18 protein-coding genes and 1 riboswitch are annotated in these 20779 nt (G+C 73.5%); of the genes, 14 read left to right on the forward strand and 4 right to left on the reverse strand.

Features of this window, described 5'->3' with window-relative positions; all coding sequences use genetic code 11:
• Positions 1 to 39 precede the first annotated feature (39 nt).
• From metK to AB0J33_RS21585, 3 genes are all read left to right on the forward strand, one after another.
• Entirely contained in the window at positions 40 to 1233 is a 1194-nt protein-coding gene (metK, locus tag AB0J33_RS21575) for a methionine adenosyltransferase (RefSeq protein WP_363615788.1), read from the forward strand.
• Positions 1234 to 1292: 59 nt separating this feature from the next.
• The gene (locus AB0J33_RS21580) at positions 1293 to 3203 is read left to right on the forward strand and encodes a primosomal protein N' (protein WP_363615789.1); all 1911 of its coding nucleotides are present in this window, start codon (positions 1293 to 1295) and stop codon (positions 3201 to 3203) included.
• A gap of 257 nt (positions 3204 to 3460) precedes the next feature.
• Positions 3461 to 4444 (forward strand): AAA family ATPase, encoded by a 984-nt coding sequence (locus tag AB0J33_RS21585; protein ID WP_363615790.1) that lies wholly within the window; start codon positions 3461 to 3463, stop codon positions 4442 to 4444.
• A gap of 70 nt (positions 4445 to 4514) precedes the next feature.
• Here AB0J33_RS21585 and AB0J33_RS21590 read toward each other — a convergent pair whose 3' ends face one another.
• Entirely contained in the window at positions 4515 to 5819 is a 1305-nt protein-coding gene (locus tag AB0J33_RS21590; RefSeq protein WP_363615791.1) for a hypothetical protein, read from the reverse strand.
• Between the two features lie 307 nt (positions 5820 to 6126).
• Here AB0J33_RS21590 and AB0J33_RS21595 point away from each other — a divergent pair, with 307 nt between their 5' ends.
• The 4 genes from AB0J33_RS21595 to AB0J33_RS21610 all read left to right on the forward strand — a co-directional run bounded on the left by AB0J33_RS21595 (position 6127) and on the right by AB0J33_RS21610 (position 11568).
• Positions 6127 to 8559, forward strand: coding sequence for a tetratricopeptide repeat protein (locus tag AB0J33_RS21595; RefSeq protein WP_363615792.1), 2433 nt, complete (start codon positions 6127 to 6129; stop codon positions 8557 to 8559).
• Between the two features lie 86 nt (positions 8560 to 8645).
• Complete coding sequence (def, locus tag AB0J33_RS21600; RefSeq protein ID WP_091401921.1) at positions 8646 to 9203, forward strand: peptide deformylase; 558 nt, start codon at positions 8646 to 8648, stop codon at positions 9201 to 9203.
• A gap of 5 nt (positions 9204 to 9208) precedes the next feature.
• Entirely contained in the window at positions 9209 to 10135 is a 927-nt protein-coding gene (gene fmt, locus AB0J33_RS21605) for a methionyl-tRNA formyltransferase (protein ID WP_363615793.1), read from the forward strand.
• The gene (locus tag AB0J33_RS21610) at positions 10090 to 11568 is read left to right on the forward strand and encodes a transcription antitermination factor NusB (RefSeq protein WP_363615846.1); all 1479 of its coding nucleotides are present in this window, start codon (positions 10090 to 10092) and stop codon (positions 11566 to 11568) included. The genes fmt and AB0J33_RS21610 overlap by 46 nt, the downstream gene beginning before the upstream one ends.
• Before the next feature lie 55 nt (positions 11569 to 11623).
• Here AB0J33_RS21610 and AB0J33_RS21615 read toward each other — a convergent pair whose 3' ends face one another.
• A complete protein-coding gene (locus AB0J33_RS21615) occupies positions 11624 to 12514 on the reverse strand; it encodes a septum formation family protein (RefSeq protein ID WP_363615794.1) in 891 nt (296 codons plus the stop codon).
• 82 nt (positions 12515 to 12596) lie between these two features.
• Entirely contained in the window at positions 12597 to 13490 is an 894-nt protein-coding gene (locus AB0J33_RS21620; RefSeq protein ID WP_363615795.1) for a septum formation family protein, read from the reverse strand.
• A gap of 253 nt (positions 13491 to 13743) precedes the next feature.
• On the opposite strand from AB0J33_RS21620, the gene rpe reads away from it, so the two are divergent.
• The 7 genes from rpe to ribH all read left to right on the forward strand — a co-directional run bounded on the left by rpe (position 13744) and on the right by ribH (position 19952).
• Positions 13744 to 14424, forward strand: a complete 681-nt coding sequence (rpe, locus tag AB0J33_RS21625; protein ID WP_363615796.1) for a ribulose-phosphate 3-epimerase — start codon at positions 13744 to 13746, stop codon at positions 14422 to 14424.
• Position 14425: 1 nt separating this feature from the next.
• Positions 14426 to 15382, forward strand: coding sequence for a response regulator (locus AB0J33_RS21630; protein ID WP_363615797.1), 957 nt, complete (start codon positions 14426 to 14428; stop codon positions 15380 to 15382).
• A gap of 77 nt (positions 15383 to 15459) precedes the next feature.
• Positions 15460 to 15630, forward strand: a riboswitch (FMN riboswitch).
• 166 nt (positions 15631 to 15796) lie between these two features.
• Positions 15797 to 16858 carry a bifunctional diaminohydroxyphosphoribosylaminopyrimidine deaminase/5-amino-6-(5-phosphoribosylamino)uracil reductase RibD gene (gene ribD, locus AB0J33_RS21635; RefSeq protein ID WP_363615798.1) on the forward strand — a complete coding sequence of 354 codons (1062 nt, stop codon included), beginning with the start codon at positions 15797 to 15799 and terminating at the stop codon, positions 16856 to 16858.
• 1 nt (position 16859) lies between these two features.
• Positions 16860 to 17498, forward strand: a complete 639-nt coding sequence (locus AB0J33_RS21640; RefSeq protein ID WP_363615799.1) for a riboflavin synthase — start codon at positions 16860 to 16862, stop codon at positions 17496 to 17498.
• Complete coding sequence (gene pnuC / locus AB0J33_RS21645) at positions 17498 to 18187, forward strand: nicotinamide riboside transporter PnuC (protein WP_363615800.1); 690 nt, start codon at positions 17498 to 17500, stop codon at positions 18185 to 18187. The genes AB0J33_RS21640 and pnuC overlap by 1 nt, the downstream gene beginning before the upstream one ends.
• Complete coding sequence (locus AB0J33_RS21650; protein WP_363615801.1) at positions 18184 to 19449, forward strand: bifunctional 3,4-dihydroxy-2-butanone-4-phosphate synthase/GTP cyclohydrolase II; 1266 nt, start codon at positions 18184 to 18186, stop codon at positions 19447 to 19449. The genes pnuC and AB0J33_RS21650 overlap by 4 nt, the downstream gene beginning before the upstream one ends.
• A gap of 2 nt (positions 19450 to 19451) precedes the next feature.
• On the forward strand, positions 19452 to 19952 hold the full coding sequence (gene ribH, locus AB0J33_RS21655) for a 6,7-dimethyl-8-ribityllumazine synthase (RefSeq protein ID WP_238660727.1): 501 nt from the start codon (positions 19452 to 19454) through the stop codon (positions 19950 to 19952).
• Between the two features lie 81 nt (positions 19953 to 20033).
• Here ribH and AB0J33_RS21660 read toward each other — a convergent pair whose 3' ends face one another.
• Positions 20034 to 20777 (reverse strand): amino acid ABC transporter ATP-binding protein, encoded by a 744-nt coding sequence (locus AB0J33_RS21660; RefSeq protein WP_363615802.1) that lies wholly within the window; start codon positions 20775 to 20777, stop codon positions 20034 to 20036.
• Positions 20778 to 20779: the final 2 nt, after the last annotated feature.

The following is a 20779-nucleotide window of genomic DNA, read 5'->3' on the forward strand; positions in this document are numbered from 1 at the left end:
TACACTGCCGCGGAACGACCTCAACCGCTTAGGAGTGCCGTGACACGCCGCCTCTTCACGTCCGAATCGGTCACGGAAGGCCACCCGGACAAGATTGCCGACCAGATCAGCGATGGCATCCTCGACGCGCTGCTGACCGAGGACCCCCACAGCCGCGTGGCCGTGGAGACCATGATCACCACCGGTCAGGTGCACATCGCCGGTGAGGTGACCACCAAGGCGTACGCCGATATCCCGGCGATCGTCCGCCGGACCATCCTCGACATCGGGTACGACTCGTCGAAGAAGGGGTTCGACGGGGCCTCCTGCGGGGTCAGCGTCTCCATCGGGGCGCAGTCCGAGGACATCGCGCAGGGCGTGGACAACGCCTTCGAGTTGCGGACCGGGGCGTCGGAGAGCGCCCTGGACGCGCAGGGCGCCGGCGACCAGGGCATGATGTTCGGCTTCGCCTGCTCGGAGACGCCCGAGCTGATGCCGCTGCCGATCGCGCTCGCCCACCGGCTGGCCCGCCGCCTCTCCGCGGTGCGCAAGGACGGCACGATTCCGTACCTGCGGCCCGACGGCAAGACCCAGGTCACCATCGAGTACGAGGGGCTGCGTCCGGTCCGGCTGAACACCGTGGTCGTGTCCAGCCAGCACGCCGCCGACATCTCACTGGAATCGCTGCTCACGCCGGACGTGCGCGACCACGTGATCGCCCCGGAGCTGGAGAGCCTCGGTCTGGACACCGAGGGCTACCGGCTGCTGGTCAACCCGACCGGCCGGTTCGAGATCGGTGGCCCGATGGGTGACGCCGGGCTGACCGGCCGCAAGATCATCGTCGACACGTACGGCGGGTACGCCCGTCACGGCGGTGGCGCGTTCTCCGGCAAGGACCCGTCCAAGGTGGACCGTTCGGCCGCGTACGCGATGCGCTGGGTGGCCAAGAACGTGGTCGCCGCCGGCCTGGCCGAGCGGTGCGAGGCGCAGGTCGCCTACGCCATCGGCAAGGCGCACCCGGTGAGCCTGTTCATCGAGACGTTCGGCACCGAGACCGTGCCGGTCCCCTCGATCGAGAAGGCCGTCTCCGAGGTGTTCGACCTGCGTCCCGCCGCGATCATCCGGGACCTCAACCTGCTCCGCCCGATCTACCAGCAGACCGCCGCGTACGGCCACTTCGGCCGGGAGCTGGCGGACCTGACCTGGGAGAGCACCGACCGGGCCGCCGACCTCAAGTCGGCCGCGCGAGCCTGACCGCCACCAGGCGCAGCGACCGGCGACCCGCGGATGGGTCGCCGGTCGCGCGCGTCTGCGTGGACGTCGGACTGGCCCACCTGGACCGGCCGTTCGACTACCTGGTCCCGGCGGAGCTGGACGAGGTGGCGGTGCCCGGCACCCGGGTGAAGGTGCGCTTCGCCGGGCAACTCGTCGACGGCTGGCTGCTGTCGCGCGCCGACGACTCCGGGCACACCGGCCGCCTCGCGTACCTGGAGAAGGTCGTCTCGCCGGAGCCCGTGCTGGCCCCCGAGATCGCCCGGTTGGCCCGAGCGGTCGCCGACCGGTACGCGGGCAGTCTCGCCGACGTGCTCCGGCTCGCCGTGCCACCCCGGCATGCGCGGGTGGAGAAGGAACCCCACGACGACCAGCCCGTCCCGGCGCCCGCCACCGAGACGGTCGACCCGCGCGGCTGGCGTGACTACCCGACCGGCCCGGCCCTGCTGCGCGCCCTCGCCGACGGCCGAGCGCCCCGCGCGGTCTGGTCGGCGCTGCCCGGCGAGGACTGGGCGGCCCGCTACGCCGACGCGGTGGCGGCCACCGTCGCCGGCGGGCGCGGTGCGGTGGTCGTGGTACCCGACGCCCGCGACCTGGACCGCCTCGACGCGGCGCTCACCGGCGTGCTCGGGCCGGGGCGACACGTCAGCCTCTCCGCCGCGCTCGGACCGGCCCGGCGTTACCGGGCCTTCCTCGCCGCCCGCCGGGGACAGGTGCCGGTGGTGATCGGCACCCGGGCGGCGATGTTCGCCCCGGTGCGGCGGCTCGGCCTCGTCGCCGTCTGGGACGACGGCGACGACCTGCACTCCGAGCCGCGGGCACCCTACCCGCACGCCCGCGACGTGCTGCTCACCCGAGCCCACCTCGCCGAGGCCGGCGCGCTGGTCGGCGGGTACGCCCGTACCGCCGAGGCGCAGCTGCTGGTGGAGACCGGCTGGGCCCCGGAGGTGGTCGCCGACCGGGCCACCGTGCGGGCCCGCATCCCGACCATCGCGCCGACCGGTGACGACCCCCAACTGGCCCGTGACCCGGGCGCGGCCACCGCGCGGCTGCCCAGCCTGGCCTGGACGGCCGCCCGGGACGCGCTCCGGGAGGACCTGCCGGTGCTGGTGCAGGTGCCCCGACGTGGCTACCTGCCCTCGATCTCCTGCGCCGAGTGTCGTACCCCGGCCCGCTGTGCGCACTGCGCCGGCCCGCTCGCGCTGCCCTCGGCCGGTGGCACCCCGGCCTGCCGGTGGTGCGCCCGGGTGGCGGCGGCGTACGCCTGCCCGGAGTGCGGTGGGCGGCGGCTGCGGGCCGCGGTGACCGGCGCCCGGCGGACCGCCGAGGAGCTGGGCCGGGCGTTCCCCGGGGTGTCGGTGCGGACCTCGGGGCGCGAGGAGGTGTTGACCGAGGTGCCCGGCGGCGCGGCCCTGGTGGTGGCCACCCCGGGCGCCGAGCCGGTGGCCGAGGGCGGCTACGGTGCGGTGTTGCTGCTCGACTCGTGGGCCCTGCTGACCCGGGCCGACCTGCGCGCCGGTGAGGAGGCGCTGCGCCGTTGGCTGGCGGCGGCGGCCCTGGCCCGCCCGGCGCCGGCCGGTCGGGTGGTGGTGGTCGCCGACGGCGCGCTCGCCCCGGTGCAGGCGCTGCTGCGCTGGGACGCGGCCTGGTTCGCCGGTCGGGAGCTGGCCGAACGCCGAGAGTTGGGCTTCCCTCCGGCGGTGCGGATGGCGAGCGTCACCGGCCCGGCCGAGGCGGTGGCGGACCTGCTCGCCGCGGCCCGGCTGCCGGACGACGCCGAGGTGCTCGGGCCGGTGCCGGCCGAGGAGGGTCGGGAGCGGATGCTGGTCCGGGTGCCCCGGGCGCGGGCTGCCGCGCTCGCCGAGGCGCTGCACTCGGCCGCCGGTGCGCGGGCCGCCCGCAAGGCCGCCGATCCGGTTCGTCTCCAGGTCGATCCGCTGAGCCTGTTCTGACCGTTTCGCCCCGGCTGCCGACGGTGGCGGACCGGGGCTGTGGCGGAGGCCCTCGCACACCGCGTCCGGCAAAGCGGTGGCGTCCGAGTGGTAGCATCGCCCGTCATGCCGAGGCGTACGACGGGCTTCAGGTCGAGACGGAGCGTCAGACGCGCCGAGCTGGGGCCGCCGCGGGATGGCGCGACGAGGCCGGGAACGCGTCGGTCGGGCGCCAGGTCGATGATGTCAATGAGCCGGTGATCAGGGGTGGACCAGTCGTGACCGTTGGACAATCGATCGTCTTCAACGGCGACCTCGGCAGCGGCAAGAGCACCGTGTCGGTCGAGATCGCCAAGCGGCTCGGTATGCGCCGGGTCAGCGTGGGGGACCTCTACCGGGAGATGGCGCAGCAGCGGCAGATGACCGCCCTGCAGCTCAACCTGCACGCCGAGCTCGACCAGGCCGTCGACGGCTACGTCGACCAGTTGCAGCGGGACATCGCGGCCTCCGGTGAGCGTCTGATCATGGACTCCCGGCTGGCGTGGCACTTCTTCACCGACGCGCTCAAGGTGCACATGATCACCGAGCCGGGTGAGGCGGCCCGCCGGGTGCTCGCCCGACCGTCCGGTCCGGCGGAGAGCTACGCCTCGCTGGAGGAGGCCAAGGCCAAGCTCCGGGAGCGCAGCGCCAGCGAGCGCAGCCGGTTCATCATCCGGTACGGGGTGGACAAGGCCCGACTGCGCAACTACGACCTGATCTGCGACACCACCCGGGCCTCCGTGTCAGAGGTGATCGAGCACATCGTGGCCGCGTACGAGGGCACCCTCGGCGCCGAGGTGCTGCGCGACGCGCCGCCGCTGCTGCTGCTGGATCCGGCCCGCGTCTACCCGACCGAGGACATCGCCACCCTGCGGGGTCTGTGGGACACCGATTTCGTTGGTGGCGTGGCCGAGGCCGGCGACGAGGCCCTCGAACCGTTGAAGATCGGGTTCACCGGCGAGTACTTCTTCGTGGTCGACGGTCACCGCCGTCTCAGCGCCGCCCTGCAGAACGGGTTCTCCCTGGTTCCCGCCCAGCTGGTCGCCGAGGTCGACGAGCCGGTCGTGGGTGGGATGACCGCGATCGACTATTTCGCCGCCCAGGTGCGCCCCGGCCTGATCTACGACTGGGAGGCGGCTCACAAGATCCAACTGCCGCTGCCCGAGCCCGCGCTGCTCCGTGGCGACGCGGTGCTCGCGGGAGACCCGAGCGCCACCGTCTGAACCCGCGAGGGACCGGGCCGACGCGCGGCGGACGCGCGCCGACCCGGTCGTCGGGTCGTACGGACGGCTCTCAGCCGAGGATGACGCCCGATGCGCCGACTCCGGCCATGCCGGAGAAGATGTCCTCGTAGTACATCCGCCACGCGCAGACCCGACCGGTGGTCACGTAGCCGGTGCAGGCGACCGCGGTGTTGGTGTCGTCGATGGCGGTGTTGGTGCCGGTGGCCCAGACCTGGAGGGTGTTCGCGGCGTTCACGATCTCCACCGGACCGCCGCTGTCACCCTGACCGACGGCGTTGGTGCGGGTGGTGTTCTCCGCCTGTACCTGACCGCAGACCGTGCCGAAGTCGCGCACGTTGATGCAGAGGTTGCGGGCCTTCACCTGGATTGAGCACCGGGTGCCGGAGTACGCGCCGGAGGTGCACACGAAGTTGCCGACCTGGCTGGCCGTCGCACCGATCACCTGGTTGCTGAACTCGCTGACCACGCCACCGGCCGCGTTGGTGCTGTTGTTGAAGACCCGGCCGCCGGAACTGCCCGCGATGAGCAGGGTGTCGCTGCCCACGTTGCGGGTTCCGACGATGCCGATCGTCTGCCCGGTCGGGTCGGTGGCGGTGACGTTGAGGTTGGCGCAGTGCGCGGCGGAGAGCATCCGCGCCACCCCGCCCTGGAACACCCCGAAGCCGGTCGAGCAGCCACCGCCGGTGGCGGTGTTGCGCCACGCGGCGCCACCCCACCACGGCGCGGTGTCGTCCCAGCGGGTCGCGGGCGCGGCGGCGACCCCGGTCTGCACGGTCACCGGTACGCCGGCGAGCGCCGTCGCGCCGAGCAGCCCGTTCTGCGTGCCGACGAGCAGGCCGGCGCCGTCGGCGCGCGGACCGACCGTGGTGATCTTGTGGCCGGCGGTGGCGCGCAACCGGTCCGCCGCGGCGAACAGTTCCCGCTGGGAGTACGCGGCCGGCAGGACCTGGGTGGCGACGGTGGCCCGGGCGGTGGCCACCAGGTTCGCCGGCGGCTCGCCCTTCCAGTAGACCTGGAGCTGCCGGGTGGTGGGGTCGGCGACGATGCCGGCGAAACCGGAGTTCGGGCTGCGCTGCGCGGCGTTCGTGATCCGGGCGGCGGCGGTGTTCATCCGCTGCTGCAACCGGAGCAGATCCGCCCAGGAGGCGAAGCCACCGGGCACCGGTGTGCTGTCGACGAAGGATCCGGTGGCGGCGGCCTTGCCGCCCGGTGCGGCGGCGGCCTTGCCGCTTGGCGCGGCGGCGGCCGGTGTGGTGGTCACGCCCGTGGCGAGCAGTGTGAGACCGATCGCGGTGACGGCGACGCGACGCAGCATCGTTGCGGAGCGCCGGGTGGTCGGGTGTGGACGGATCATCGGGTACCTCTTCCCCCAGGTTTCGTGGAGCGGGCCGAGCCCGCACCGAGACGGTGGCAGGGGCATCGGCCGTGCGGGGCGGATCCTGGACACCGCTGGACACCGCTGGACACCGCTGGACACCGCTGGACGAGGAGAGGGTCCGCAGTGGAACTGTCGTGCATTGGCGGCTGTCTATCGAGTCTCGTGCGGCCGGAATTACCCTGCCCGTGCGCATCCGGGGCGGCCGGATGACCGGGGTGGGGGCCGCATGTCTGACCAATGGGTACCTTCCGGAACTCATCAGACGTCACATCAGTCGCACGGAGTGGTCCGTGCCGGCGCCGAGGCGCAGACGCTGCCGGAACTGGCCGGGTTGCTGCGTCAGCTGCGCCGCCGCGAGGCCCGGCAGCAGGGCGAGACCCTGCTGACGTACCGGCAGTTGGCCGCGAAGACCGGCTGGTCGCGCGGGATCATCGGCGAGTACTTCGCCGGGAACATCCTGCCGCCGCCGGAACGGTTTGACGTCCTCATCCGACTGCTCGGGGCGACCCCCGCCGAGCAGGGGGTGCTGGCTACCGCGCGGGACCGGGTCGAGGAGCGACGTCGACGCGCCGGCCGGGACCACGCGACCGCCGGACGGGCGGCCGTGCGGGCCAGGGGCGGCGGTCCGTGGGCCGGTACGACGTCGGCCCGATTCCCCGTCCCCCGTCAACTGCCGCCGGCGCTGCCCGGGTTCGTCGGACGTACGGCCCAGCTCGCCCGGCTCGATGCCGAATGGGCCGGCCCCGGCGGGTGCGGGAAGGACGACGTGGCGCCGGCCACCGTCATGACGTTGTCCGGCACGGCCGGAGTCGGTAAGACGACGCTCGCGGTGTACTGGGCGCACCGGGTCGCCGACCACTTCCCGGACGGCCAGCTCTACGTCGACCTGCGGGGGTTCGACTCCACCGGAACGGTGGTGACGGCCGTCGAGGCGGTCCGGGGCTTCCTGGAGGCCCTGGAGGTGCCGCCCGAACGAATTCCCACCCACCCGTCCGCGCAGGTGGGTCTCTACCGCAGTCTGCTCGCCGGCCGTCGGATGCTGGTGTTGCTGGACAACGCCCGCGACGCCGACCAGGTACGGTCCCTGCTGGTCGGCGGCCCGAGCTGTCTGGTCCTGGTCACCAGCCGCAACCGGCTGGCCGGCCTCATCGCCGCCGAGGGTGCCCGGCCGATCGGCGTCGACCTGCTCAGCACGGCAGAGGCGTGGCAACTGCTGGCCCGGCGGCTCGGCGCGGACCGGCTGGCGGCCGAGCCGCAGGCGACGGACGAGATCATCGAACGCTGCGCGCGGCTGCCGCTGGCGCTTGCCGTGCTGGCCGCGAGGAGCGCGGAGAAGCCGGGCTTCCCCCTGGCCACCCTCGCCGCCGAGCTGCGGGCGGCGCCGCGACCACTGGACTCGTTCGACGGAGGGGACGCCGGCACCGACGTGCAGGCCGTCTTCTCCTGGTCGTACCGGAGTCTGACGCCGATGGCGGCCCGCCTGTTCCGGTTGTTCGGTTGTCACCCCGGGCCGGACATCGGGTTCGCCGCGGCGGCCAGTCTGGCCGGCCTGCCCCGGGCCCGGGTGCCCCGACTGTTGGGCGAGCTGGCCCACGCGCACCTCGTCACCGAGCACGCCCCCGGCCGCTTCGGCGCGCACGACCTGCTCCGGGCGTACGCGGCCGAGCAGGCCGAACGTCTCGAACCGGCGCAGGCCCGGCGGGCCGCGATCCAGCGCGGGCTGGACCACTACCTGCACACCGCCCACGCGGCGGCGCTGCTGCTGCAACCGGGCCGGGACCCGGTCAGCCTCGCCGCCGCCGCACCGGGGGTGGTGCCCGAGGAGGTCACCGACCACGGGCAGGCGCTCGCCTGGTTCACCCTGGAGTACCCGGTGCTGTTGGCGGCGGTCGCGCACGCGAGGCGGACCGGGTTCGACGGCCACGCCTGGCAGCTGGCCTGGACGCTCGTCGACTTCCTGCAACGCCGGGGGCGCTGGCCGGACCTCGTCGTCGCCCAGCGCGACGCCCTGGCCGGGGCGCAACGCGCCGGCGACCGCCTCGGGCAGGCGAACGCCCACCGCGACCTGGCCCGGGTGTTGTCCCGGCTGGGCCGGGTGAACGAGGCGGCGAGGAACTACCGCCAGGCCCTGGTGATCTTCGGGGAGCTGGGTGACCACACCGGGCAGGCGCGTACCCACCGGGCGTTCGGGGCGATGCTCGACGGGCTCGGCCGGCACGCCGAGTCGCTGGAGCAGAGCGAGCGCGCCCTGGCGCTGTACCGGGCCGCCGGACACGTCGCCGGGGAGGCCAGCGCCCGCAACGCGGTCGGCTGGGCCCACGCCCAACTCGGCCAGTACCAGCCGGCGCTGGCGCACTGCGGAGAGGCTCTGGCGCTGCTGCGCACGACCGGTGACCGGCACGGTGAGGCGAACACCTGGGACAGCCTCGGGTTCATCCACGCCCGGCTGGGTGACCACCGTGCGGCGATCCGCTGTTTCCAGCGGGCGCTCGGGCTGTACCGACGGGTCAGCGACCGCTACGACGAGGCCGACACCCTGTCCCGGCTCGGTGAGAGCCGGCAGGCGGTGGGAGACCCGGGCGGTGCCGCGCGTGCCTGGCGGCGTGCCCTGGGCATCCTCGACGATCTCGGCCACCCGAACGCGGAGCGGTTACGGGACCTGCTGACCGGTTCGCGGGAGCCGCCCGGTGACGCTGGGCACACCGCCGGGGGTTGATCGAGGTGCGGCGGCCGGCGCGCGGCCGGGCACTCCGTAGACTGGTACGGCACCGCTCATCCCGCCCCACGAAGGAGCCGTCCCGCGTGACCGTCCAGCCCATCCGTCTGTTTGGGGATCCGGTGCTGCGCACGCCGGCCGATCCGGTGGTCGACTTCGACGCCGAGCTGCGTCGGCTCGTCGCCGACCTCACCGACACGATGCGTGAGCAGAACGGCGCCGGCCTGGCCGCGCCGCAGCTCGGTGTGAGCCTGCGGGTGTTCACCTTCGACGTCGACGACGTCCTCGGGCACCTGATCAACCCGGTGCTCGAGTTCCCCGACGAGGAGGAGCAGGACGGCCCGGAGGGCTGCCTGTCCATCCCCGGTCTCTACTTCGACACCAAGCGTCGGCAGAACGTCGTCGCCAAGGGCTTCAGCTCGTTCGGTGACCCGATGCAGATCGTCGGCACCGGTCTGATGGCGCGCTGCGTGCAGCACGAGACCGACCACCTCGACGGGGTGCTCTTCCTGGACCGACTGGATCCGGAGGGCCGCAAGGAAGCCATGAAGGCGATCCGCCAGGCTGAGTGGTACGACGCGGCGGCCCCGCCCACGGTCAAGCTCAGCCCGCACATCAGCGACCCCTTCGGTCTGGGGCGCTGACCCGGATGCGCGTGATCTTCGCCGGTACGCCGGCCGTGGCCGTGCCGGCCCTGGCCGCCGTCGCCGCCTCCCGACACGAGCTGGTCGCCGTGGTCACCCGGCCCGACGCCCCCGCCGGTCGGGGGCGGGGCCTGTCCCGCTCCCCGGTCGCCGAGTGGGCCGACGAGCACGGCGTCGAGGTGCTCACCCCGGCCCGTCCCCGCGAGCCGGAGTTCCTCGACCGGCTGCGCGAGCTGGAGCCGGCCTGCGTGCCGGTGGTCGCCTACGGCGCGTTGGTGCCGCCGGCGGCCCTGGAGATCCCCCGGCACGGTTGGATCAACCTGCACTTCTCGCTGCTGCCCGCGTGGCGTGGCGCCGCCCCCGTGCAGCACGCCGTGCTGCACGGTGACGAGCTGACCGGGGCCAGCGTCTTCCAACTGGAGGAGGGCCTGGACACCGGCCCGGTCTTCGGGACGCTGACCGACGAGATCCGCGCCACCGACACCTCCGGTGACCTGCTGGAGCGGCTCGCCGAGTCCGGTGCCGGGCTGCTGGTCGCGGTGCTCGACGCGATCGCCGACGGCACCGCCCGGGCCGAGCCGCAGCCGGCCGACGGGGTGTCGCTGGCGCCGAAGCTGACCGTGGACGACGCCCGGGTGCGCTGGGGTGACCCGGCCTTCGCCGTGGACCGGCGGATCCGGGCCTGCACGCCCGCGCCGGGCGGCTGGACCACCTTCCGCGACGAGCGGGTGAAGCTCGGCCCGGTCGTTCCGGTGCCCGACGGCCCCGGGCTGAAGCCGGGGGAGTTGCTGGTGGAGAAGTCCCGGGTGCTGGTCGGCACGGCGACCGTGCCGGTGCGTCTCGGCGAGGTCCGCGCCGCCGGCAAGCGGGCCATGGGCGCGACCGACTGGGCGCGCGGCGTCCGGGTCGGCACCGGAGAGGATTTCGCGTGACGGCACCGGAGGGAACCCGCCCGACGCGCTCCGGCCCGTCGGCCGGCCGTGGCGGGGAGCGCCGGCCGGTCCGGCCACCGATGGACCGACCGCGCCGCGCCGCGTACGAGGCGGTGGCCGCGGTGCACCGCGACGACGCGTTCGCCAACCTGGTGTTGCCCATCATCCTGCGCGAGGAGGGGCTGTTCGGCCGGGACGCGGCCTTCGCCACCGAGCTGACCTACGGCACCCTGCGCCACCTCGGTACGTTGGACGCGATCCTGACCGACGCGGCCGGCCGGGACGTGGCCCGGATCGACCCGCCGGTGCGCGACGCGCTGCGGCTCGGGGCGTACCAGCTGTTGCACACCCGGGTGCCGGCGCACGCCGCGGTGTCGTCGACGGTGGACCTGGTCCGTTCGGTCGCGCCCGGCGCCACCGGCTTCGCCAACGCGGTGCTGCGCGAGGTGTCCAGCCGGGACGCGGACGCCTGGGTGGCGAAGCTCGCCCCGCCGATGGAGACCGACCCGGTCGGGCACCTCGCGTTGGCGTACAGCCATCCGCAGTGGATCGTGCGGGCCTTCTCGGAGGCGCTCGACGGCGATCTGGGCGAGACGGCCCGTCTGCTGATCGAGGACAATGAACGTCCGCCGGTGCACCTGTGCGCCCGGCCCGGGTTGATCGACCCGGTGGAGCTTGCCGACCAGGTCGGCGGGGCGCCCGGCGCCTTCTCCCCGTACGCCGTCTATCTGCCCGGCGGCGCGCCGGGCGACGTGCCGGCGGTGGTCGACGGACGGGCCCACGTTCAGGACGAGGGCTCCCAGCTGGTGGCGGCGGCGCTCGCCGACGCGCCGCTGGACGGCCCGGACGGGCGGTGGCTGGACCTGTGCGCCGGGCCGGGCGGCAAGGCCGGGCTGCTCGGCGCGTTGGCCGCGCAGCGGGGTGCCCGGGTGACCGCTGTCGAGGTGGCCGAGCACCGGGCCCGGCTGGTCTCCCAGGCGACCCGGGGGCTGCCGGTGGCCGTGCTGGCCATGGACGGCCGTGAGGTCGGCGGCGACCCGAAGCTACCGGAGCAGCACTTCGACCGGGTGCTGGTGGACGCTCCGTGCACGGGGCTGGGTTCGCTGCGTCGCCGGCCGGAGTCGCGCTGGCGTCGTCAACCGTCCGACCTGCCGCCGCTGACCCGGCTGCAACGGGAGTTGCTCGGCGCGGCGCTGCGGGCGGTCCGCCCGGGTGGCCTGGTCGCCTACGTCACCTGCTCGCCGCACACGGTCGAGACGCACGTGACGGTGACCGAGGCGGCGCGCCGCAGCGGAGTTCCGGTGGACTTCGTGGACGCCCGGCCGCTGCTGCCGGCCGGGATGCCCGGTCTCGGCGACGGGCCGACCGTGCAGCTCTGGCCGCACCGCCACGGCACCGACGCGATGTTCCTCGCCGTGCTGCGCCGAGGCTGATCCGACCCACGCGCCCGGCCGGTCACCCGACCGGCCGGGCGCGTGGGTGGCGCACTCAGGTGACCGGAAGGCCCTTGATGCCGGCGTTTTTCATCGAACGGGTCAGGTCCCGGTCGGAGATCCAGAGGAAGCACTGCACGCCCCGGTTACCGTTGCGCCACTCCTCCTCGTACGGCTGGTAGTAGATCGTTCCGGCGCGGAAGTCGAGCTGGGAGTTGTCCGGGACCTTGGCGTACCTGGCGATCACCGTCTGGCAGGCGCGGTGGGTCCGCTTGACGGTGCGGGAGAACTCGGCGTAGCTGACGTCCGGGGCCTGCCAGACCCCGACGAACTCGGCGTGGTGCTTGGCGGTGCAGGAGACCGGCACCATCTCGTCGATGTCGTCCTTGACCAGCTTGGGGTTGAAGCAGCGGTAGGCCAGCGGCGCCGCGCCGGACAGCGCACCGCGCAGGCTGCCGGTGCGCAGGTCGACCGCCGTGTCGTCGATGCCGGCGATCTCGGTGACGTCGCAGCGGTACCAGCGGGCTCCGCCCGACCAGGCCGGCGGCGACGGCAGCACGACGGTCAGGCCGAGCCGCCCGGAGCGCCAGTCGGCGCCCAGCGCCTTGTTGACCGCCGTGTCGCACGCGGCCTGCGCGGCCCGCATACCCGCCGAGCCGGGCTGCGGGGGAGTGCCGGCCTCGGCGCCCGGCCCGGTGAGCGTGCCGACGTGCATGGTCTCCACCCGGTGCGCCTCGCTGCACGCGGTGGGGTTGTAGCCGCTCAGGAAGCCGACCTGTTGGGAGGAGTGGTGGCAGACGCCGGCGGCGGGGACGAACTGCTGCGCCGCGACGGGCGCCGGCCAGTCGTCGACGAGGTCGCGGTCGACTCCGGCGGGTGCGCCGCACCCGGTCAGCGCCAGGGCCAGCGCCGCACCCCCGGCGACCGCCGCCAACCACCGTCGCATTCCGACCTCCCGCCGCTGGTGGCCTCCGGCCGGACCCAGCCGGTCGGTAGCGCCACGGCGCAGCAGCATACGGCACCGATGCTCAGATGGCGGGCAGTCCCTCGGGGCCGACGCCGCGCATCGAACGGGTGAGTTTGCGGTCGTCGCTCCACAGGAAACAGCGCACTCCACGGTCGCCCTCCTCCCACTCCCGCTGCGACGGTGGGTAGTAGATGGACCCGGCCCGGTACGGCAGGTCGCTGTTGTTGGGCACCGCCGCGAACTGGGCGATCAACGCCATGCAGCGTTTGTGCGCCTGCTCGGCGGACTTGGCGAACTCCGCCCAGCCCATGTCGCCCCGTTCCGTGTAGACGCCCACGAACTCGGCGCGGTGCGGTTCGGTGCAGAGCACCGGCGCCATGTAGTTGAGGTTGTCGCCGATCAGCTTGGGGTCGAAGCAGCGGTGCGTCAGCGGAGTGTCGCCGATCAACGCGCCGCGCAGGCTGCCGGTGCGGTTCACCGCGCGGGTGTTGTCGATGCTGCCGGTCTCGCTGAGATCGCAGCGGAACCAGCGTGCGCCGCTGGCCCAGGCGGGCGCGGAGGGCAGCGCCAGGGACAGCGCGAGTCGGGCCGTGTGCCAGTCACCGCCGAGCACCTCCCGGGCCCGCTGGTCGCACTCGGCGCGAGCGGTGCGCAGCGCCGACGATCCGGGCTCCGGGCGGGCCTCGGTCAGCGCGTCGGGCCCCACGAAGGTGCCGACGTGGATGGTCTCGGCCAGGTGGTTACGTGCACAGTCCACCGTCTCGTACGTGCTGGGCTGCACCACCGAGGCGACCCGGGGCAGGCAGGTGTCGGTGGCGGGGGCGAACGGCTTCGGAACCCGCAGCGCCGGCCAGTCGTCGGTGAGATCACCGTCCGCGCCGCGCGCCGGCGCGCAGCCGGCCAGCAGCATCGTCGTGACGCCGGCCAGCACCAGCGCTGGAAGCCACCGTCGCATCGTCCGCCTCCCGGGAGCTGGCGGCCGGTCACCGCGTCCCGCGGCGAGACCCCGGCGGGCGTGCAGCCTACGGCACCGTCCCGCTTGGAGTGTCGTCGCGTTTCCGTCGATCGGCCAGCCGCTGATGTCTGTTCGTCCGGATTCGTTGGTCCGGAGCGTTCAATTCTGCACCACTGGTCACTGCCGGGTCACAGCGCGTCGGAGTTGGTGCCGCGATGCGGGTGGCGGGTGGCCACGTTCGTACACTGGCCCGGTGACCGTACCGCCGCCGATCGTCGCGCCGAGCATCCTGGCCGCCGATTTCGCCCGCCTCGCCGAAGAGGTCCGTGCCGTCGAGGACGCCGCGGACTGGTTGCACGTCGACGTGATGGACAACCACTTCGTGCCGAACCTGACCATCGGGCTGCCCGTGGTGCAGAGCCTGCGGGCCGTCACAGCGATGCCGTTCGACGTGCACCTCATGATCGAGGACCCGCGCCGGTGGGCTCCCGGGTACGCCGACGCCGGGGCGTACAACGTCACCTTCCACGCGGAGGCGTCCGACGACCCGGTGGCGTTGGCCAAGGATCTGCGCTCGGCCGGCGCGAAGGCGGGCCTGGCCATCGACCGGGACACCCCGATCGAGCCGTACCTTGACCTGCTGCCCAGCTTCGACACCCTGCTGATCATGACGATCAAGGCGGGCTTCGGTGGCCAGCGGTTCATTCCGCAACTGCTGGACAAGGTGCGTACCGCCCGCCGGCACGTGGCGACCGGGCACCTGGAGCTGCGCATCGAGGTGGACGGCGGGATCGCCGCCGACACCATCGAGCAGGCCGCCGCCGCGGGCGCCGACGCGTTCGTGGCCGGCACCGCCGTGTACGGCGCCGCCGACCCGGCGGAGGCGGTACGGCACCTGCGGACCCTGGCGGAACGCGCGGCGCCCGGGGCCTGAGGTGGAACCCGAGGTCGACCGCAAGGACGTCATTCTCGTCGTTGACGACGACGAGGACATCGCTCGTTTCGTCGAGTTCAACCTGCGGTTGCACGGCTTCGAGGTGATCCACGCCAGCGACGGCCAGGAGGCCCTGGAGGTCATCGAGCGGCAGCGGCCGGACCTGGCGGTGGTCGACCTCATGATGCCCCGCATCGACGGGCTGGAGCTGACCCGGCGGCTGCGCGCCGACCCGATGACCTCCGCCCTGCCGGTGATCATGCTGACGGCCAAGGGGATGACCGTCGACAAGGTGCACGGGCTCAGCGCCGGCGCGGACGACTACCTGGTCAAGCCGTTCGACACCGCCGAGCTGGTGGCCCGGGTCTCGTCCACCCTGCGTCGCAACAAGGAGTTCCGGGAGGTCTCCCCGCTGACCGGGCTGCCCGGCAACAGCCGGATCCGGCGGGAGATCAGCGACCGGGTCCGGCAGGGCGTGGACTACGCGGTCGGCTACATCGACATCGACCGGTTCAAGAGCGTCAACGACCGGTACGGCTTCGTGCGCGGCGACGACTTCATCTCCGCGCTGGCGCGCAGCCTGCACCGGGCGGTGGTGGCGGTGGGTCTGCCACCGGCCTTCCTCGGCCACGTCGGCGGCGACGACTTCGTCATCGTCTGCGCCCCGGATCAGGTCCGCCCGCTCACGTCCCGAGCGGTGGTCGACTTCGAGAAGTCCGCCGACACGCTCTACGACGCCACCGACCGTGAGCGCGGCTTCGTCGAGCTGAAGGACCGGCGCGGCAACATCCGTCGCGCCGCCCTGGTCACGCTGTCCATCGGGGTGTCCCTCTCCGACGCCGGCAAGCGGTTCACCGACCCCCTCGAGGCGATCGCGGTGGCGTCGGAGATGAAGACGGTCGCCAAGAGCCAGCCGGGTTCGTACGTGGCGGTGGACCGGCGGCGTGGCGTGAAGTGAGCACGATATCGCTGTGAAGTAGCTCGCCCAGGTGGCGGCGAAGCCGGATCGGCGTGTAAGACTGCGAAGTACCCACCACGCGCTGGCGGGACTCGGTGAAATTCCGAACCGGCGGTGATCCACGGTCCAACCGTGGTAAGCCCGCGACCCGGACGGCTCTGCCGTCCGGTGGACCTGGTGAAAATCCGGGGCCGACGGTTGGGGGCGGTTCGTCCGCGCCCAGACAGTCCGGATGGGAGACAGCGCGCGGGACGGACGGGTCCGAGCCGGCCGCTGGCTTCAGCGTGCCGTCCCGACCCTCCCGGGGCGGCTGTGCCGTTCCCGGATCCGCCACCGCCTGCCCGTGGCCCCATGGCCACCGCCTCCCTGACCGCCCGCGCGCGGACCGGCGAGTGAGAGGGCAGGGGCAGGGCGATGGCCAGCGTCTCCGTCGATGAGGCGATGCGGCGTGCGATCGAGTTGGCGGCGCGCGGGCTCGGCACCACCAGCCCCAATCCGGTGGTCGGGTGCGTGCTGCTCGACGAGGACGGCCAGGTCGTGGGCGAGGGCTTCCACGCGTACGCCGGTGGTCCGCACGCCGAGATCGTCGCCCTGGCGCAGGCCGGGCAGCGCGCCAAGGGCGGCACCGCGGTCGTCACTCTGGAACCGTGCGACCACACCGGCCGCACCGGCCCCTGTAGTTCCGCGCTCGTCCAGGCCGGGGTGGGCCGGGTGGTCATCGCCGTGCCCGATCCGAACCCGGTCGCTTCCGGTGGCGCCGCCACCCTGCGCGCCGCCGGGGTCCGGGTCGATCTGGGGGTACGCGGTGAGGAGGCCGAGGCCGGCAACGTCGCCTGGCTCACCTCGATGCGTCGGGGCTGGCCGTACGTGATCTGGAAGTACGCCGCCACGCTGGACGGGCGCTCCGCCGCGATGGACGGCACCAGCATGTGGATCACCTCCGAGGCGGCCCGGATGGACGTGCACGCGCTACGCGGCACGGTCGACGCGGTCATCGCCGGGGTGGGCACGGTGCTCGCCGACGACCCCCGGTTGACCGCCCGAAACCTGCGCGACGGCAGCCTGGCCATCCGGCAGCCGCTGCGGGTGGTGGTGGACAGCTCGGGGCGTACCCCGGCCGACGCCCGCGTCCGCGACGGCGCCGCGCGGACGTGGATCGCGACCGCCGACGAGGTCGGCGCCGACCCGCACGGCCGGGTCGACCTGCCGGCTCTGCTCGCGGCGCTGCACCAGCGCGGGATCCGCGCGGTGCTGCTGGAGGGCGGCCCCCGACTGGCCGGCGCGTTCCTGGAGGCCGGCCTGGTCGACAGGGTCGTCGGGTACGTCGCGCCGCGGTTGCTCGGCGCCGGTCCGACCGCTCTGGTCGACGCGGGAGTGACCACCATCGCCGAGGCCATCGATCTGGAACTCGTCGACGTTACGCAGATCGGTCCGGATCTCCGGATCACCGCTTTGCCCCGAAAGAGGGAGGGCTGACATGTTCACCGGCATCATCGAGGAACTGGGCGAGATTGTCCGGGTCGCGCCGACGGCGGGCGACTCGGCGCTGCTCGGCGTACGTGGCCCGCTGGTCACGTCCGACGCCCGGCACGGCGACTCCATCGCGGTCAACGGCGTCTGCCTGACCGTCGTGGACGTGGCCGACGGGGTCTTCACCGCCGACGTGATGGGCGAGACGCTGCGCCGCTCCGCGCTGGGCGCGCTGCGCCCCGGTGACCCGGTCAACCTGGAGCGGGCCGCCGCGCTCGGCAGTCGGCTCGGCGGGCACCTGGTGCAGGGCCACGTGGACGGCGTCGGTGAACTGATCTCCCGGGAGCCGGCCGAGCAGTGGGAGACCGTCCGGTTCCGGCTGCCCGCCGCGCTGTCCCGGTACGTCGTGGAGAAGGGCTCGATCACCATCGACGGCGTCTCGTTGACCGTGGCCGCCGTCGGCGCGGACGAGTTCGCCGTCGGTCTGATCCCGACCACGCTCAAGCTGACCACGCTCGGCGCGAAGGGTGTCGGTGACCCGGTCAACCTGGAGGTGGACGTGCTGGCCAAGTACGTCGAGCGGCTGCTCGGCGACCGGCTCGCCGACACCCGCGGGGCGGCCTCGCACACCGGCGGGGTGGCCTGATGGGCCCGCTCGGCTGGCTGCTGGACGCCCAGGTGCAGGTGGCCGGCTCGCCGGTGCTGGCCCGGGAGATCGTCGGCAACGTGTTCGGGCTGGTCTCGGCGCTGCTCGGGCTGCGTCGGCTGGTCTGGGCGTGGCCGGTCGGCATGATCGGTAACGCGCTCCTGCTCACCGTCTTCCTCGGCGGGGTGTTCGCCACCCCGCAGGCGCACGACCTGTACGGGCAGGCCGGACGGCAGGTGTTCTTCTTCGCGGTCAGCGTCTACGGCTGGTGGCGCTGGCAGCGCAACCGTCGCGCCGCCGCCGGGCAGGCCGCGGTCGTCCCGCGCTGGGCCACCGGCCGGGAGCGGCTGATGCTGTTGCTCGCCGCCGTGGTCGGCACCGCCGCGGCGTACCCGGTGCTCAAGGCGCTGGGCTCGTGGGGCCCGCTGCCCGACGCCTGGATCCTCACCGGCAGCCTGCTCGCCACGTACGGCATGGCCCGCGGCTGGGTGGATTTCTGGCTGCTCTGGATCGCGGTGGACGCGGTCGGTGTGCCGCTGCTGCTGCGCGGCGGGTTCTACCCGTCGGCGGCGATGTACCTGATCTACGGCGCCCTCTGCGCCTGGGGCTTCGCCTCCTGGTGGCGCACGTCGCGTGCCACCCGGGCGACGCCCGTCCGCACGTCCATCTATACGGAGGCCGTAGCGTGACCAGCTTCGGAGACATCGAGGAGGCGATCGCGGAGATCGCCGCCGGCCGCCCGGTCGTCGTGGTCGACGATGCGGACCGGGAGAACGAGGGCGACCTGATCTTCGCGGCCGAGCTGGCCACGCCGGAACTGCTGGCGTTCATGGTGCGCTACACCTCCGGGTACGTCTGCGTGCCGCTGACCGAGAGCGAGGCCGACCGGCTCGACCTGCCGCCGATGCACCACACCAACCAGGATCGGCGGGGGACCGCGTACACGGTGACCGTGGACGCCCGGGAGGGGGTCAGCACCGGCATCTCGGCGGCCGACCGCGCGCACACCATCCGGTTGCTCGCCGACGCGGCGACCGACCCCACCGACCTGGCCCGGCCCGGGCACGTGGTGCCGCTGCGGGCCCGCGAGGGCGGGGTGCTGCGCCGGCCGGGGCACACCGAGGCGGCGATCGACCTCACCCGGCTGGCCGGGCTGCGGCCGGCGGGCGTGCTCTGCGAGCTGGTCAACGACGACGGCACCATGATGCGCCTGCCGGACCTGGAGAAGTTCTCCGCCGAGCACGGCCTCACCCTGATCACCATCGCCGACCTGATCGCCTACCGGCGGCGTACCGAGAAGCAGGTGGAGCTGGTCGCCGACGCCCGGATGCCGACACGCCACGGCGTGTTCCGGGCGTTGGGCTACCGCGCCCAGCACGACCCGGCCGAACACGTCGCGATGGTGATGGGCGACCTCGGCGACGGGCAGGAGGTGCTGGTCCGGGTGCACTCGGAGTGCCTGACCGGGGACGTGTTCGGCTCGCTGCGCTGCGACTGCGGGCCGCAGTTGGACGCCTCGCTGGCCCGGGTCGCCCGCGAGGGCCGGGGCGTGGTGCTCTACGTCCGGGGGCACGAGGGGCGTGGCATCGGGCTGCTGCGCAAGCTGCAGGCGTACCAGTTGCAGGACCGGGGTCGCGACACCGTCGACGCCAACCTCGACCTGGGCCTGCCGGCCGACGCCCGCGACTACGGCACCGGCGCGCAGATCCTCTACGACCTGGGCGTGCGCTCGATGCGGCTGCTGACCAACAACCCGGCGAAACGCGCCGGGCTGGAGGGGTACGGGTTGACCATCACCGGCCGCGAGGGGCTGCCGGCGGGGGCGCACCCGGAGAACCTGCGCTACCTGCGCACCAAGCGGGACCGGATGGGTCACCTGCTGGACGAGTTGGACGAGGTGTCCGAGGCGCCGCTGGGGCGTCCGGTCGCCAACGACGAGATCGGAGCATGACGATGGCGGGTTTCGGCGAGCCGGGAGTCGAGGCGGTCGACGCCGCGGGGTTGACCGTCGGGGTGGTCGCCGCCCGCTGGCACGGCGAGCTGACCGACCACATGCTGGAGCGCGCGGTGGCCGCCGCCGAGGCGTGCGGGGCGCGTTCGGTGGTAGCCCGGGTCGCCGGTTCGGTGGAGCTGCCGGTGGTCGCGCAGGCCCTCGCCCGTCGCTGCGACGTGGTGGTCGCGCTCGGCGTGGTGGTCCGCGGCGCGACCGCCCACTTCGACTACGTCTGCCGCTCGGTCACCGACGGCCTGACCCGGGTGGCGCTCGACGAGGGCAAGCCGGTGGCGCACGGAGTGTTGACCGTGGAGACCATCGAGCAGGCCCGGGACCGCGCCGGTCTGCCCGGCTCGGCGGAGGACAAGGGGTGGTCCGCCACCGTCGCGGCGCTCGACGCGGCGCTGGCCGTGCGGACCGTGGCGGCGGGTAACGCCCAGCGGGTCGGCTTCGGCGGCTGACGCCGGTGTCGCTCCGGTCGGCTGTGACGGCGGGCGCCGTCGCCGCCGCCCGGGGCGCGCGCCGGGCGCGGGCCGCCGCCGTCAGAGCCGACCGGCCTCGATGATCCGGCTCAGGAACTGCCGGGTCCGGGGCTGCGTCGGCTCGCCGAGCACCTGCTCGGGCGGGCCGCTCTCGACGACCCGCCCGGCGTCGAGGAAGCACACCTCGTCGGCGACCTCCCGGGCGAAGCCCATCTCGTGGGTGGCCAGCACCATGGTCATGCCGTCGGCCTTCAGGTCCCGGATCATCGTCAGCACCTCGCCGACGAGTTCCGGGTCCAGTGCGGAGGTGACCTCGTCGAGCAACATCAGGCGCGGTGAGTTGGCCAGCGCCCGGACGATCGCCACCCGCTGCTGCTGCCCGCCGGAGAGCCGGTCCGGGTAGGCGTCCGCCTTGGCGCCGAGCCCCACCCGGTCGAGCAGCTCCCGGGCCTGGGCCTCGGCCTCCGCCCGGTCCCGCCGATGTACGCGACGCGGCGCGAGGGTGACGTTGTCCAACACGCTCAGGTGCGGAAAGAGGTTGTACGCCTGGAACACCATGCCGATCCGGCGCCGGACCTGATCCGGGTCCACCCGGGGATCGGAGATGTCCTCCCCGTCCAACTCGATGGTCCCGTCGTCGAGCTCCTCCAGCAGGTTCACGCACCGCAGCAGGGTCGACTTGCCGGACCCGGACGCACCGATCAGAGCCACCACCCGGTGCTCGGCGACGGTCAGGTCGAGCTGGTCGAGCACGGTGTGACCGGCGAACTCCTTGCGCAGGCCCCGACAGCGCAACAACTCCATCA

Origin of the sequence: Micromonospora sp. NPDC049645 (assembly GCF_040675155.1) — a bacterium.
Classification (GTDB): Bacteria; Actinomycetota; Actinomycetes; order Mycobacteriales; family Micromonosporaceae; genus Micromonospora.

Excerpts from the sequence above, each read along its gene's own strand:
- AB0J33_RS21590 (WP_363615791.1), bottom strand. The coding sequence starts at position 5,819 with ATGATCCGTCCACACCCGACCACCCGGCGCTCCGCAACGATGCTGCGT.
- AB0J33_RS21615 (WP_363615794.1), bottom strand. The coding sequence starts at position 12,514 with ATGCGACGGTGGTTGGCGGCGGTCGCCGGGGGTGCGGCGCTGGCCCTG.
- fmt (WP_363615793.1), top strand. The coding sequence starts at position 9,209 with ATGCGCGTGATCTTCGCCGGTACGCCGGCCGTGGCCGTGCCGGCCCTG.
- ribD (WP_363615798.1), top strand. The coding sequence starts at position 15,797 with ATGGCCAGCGTCTCCGTCGATGAGGCGATGCGGCGTGCGATCGAGTTG.
- AB0J33_RS21620 (WP_363615795.1), bottom strand. The coding sequence starts at position 13,490 with ATGCGACGGTGGCTTCCAGCGCTGGTGCTGGCCGGCGTCACGACGATG.
- AB0J33_RS21660 (WP_363615802.1), bottom strand. The coding sequence starts at position 20,777 with ATGGAGTTGTTGCGCTGTCGGGGCCTGCGCAAGGAGTTCGCCGGTCAC.
- AB0J33_RS21640 (WP_363615799.1), top strand. The coding sequence starts at position 16,860 with ATGTTCACCGGCATCATCGAGGAACTGGGCGAGATTGTCCGGGTCGCG.
- pnuC (WP_363615800.1), top strand. The coding sequence starts at position 17,498 with ATGGGCCCGCTCGGCTGGCTGCTGGACGCCCAGGTGCAGGTGGCCGGC.
- ribH (WP_238660727.1), top strand. The coding sequence starts at position 19,452 with ATGGCGGGTTTCGGCGAGCCGGGAGTCGAGGCGGTCGACGCCGCGGGG.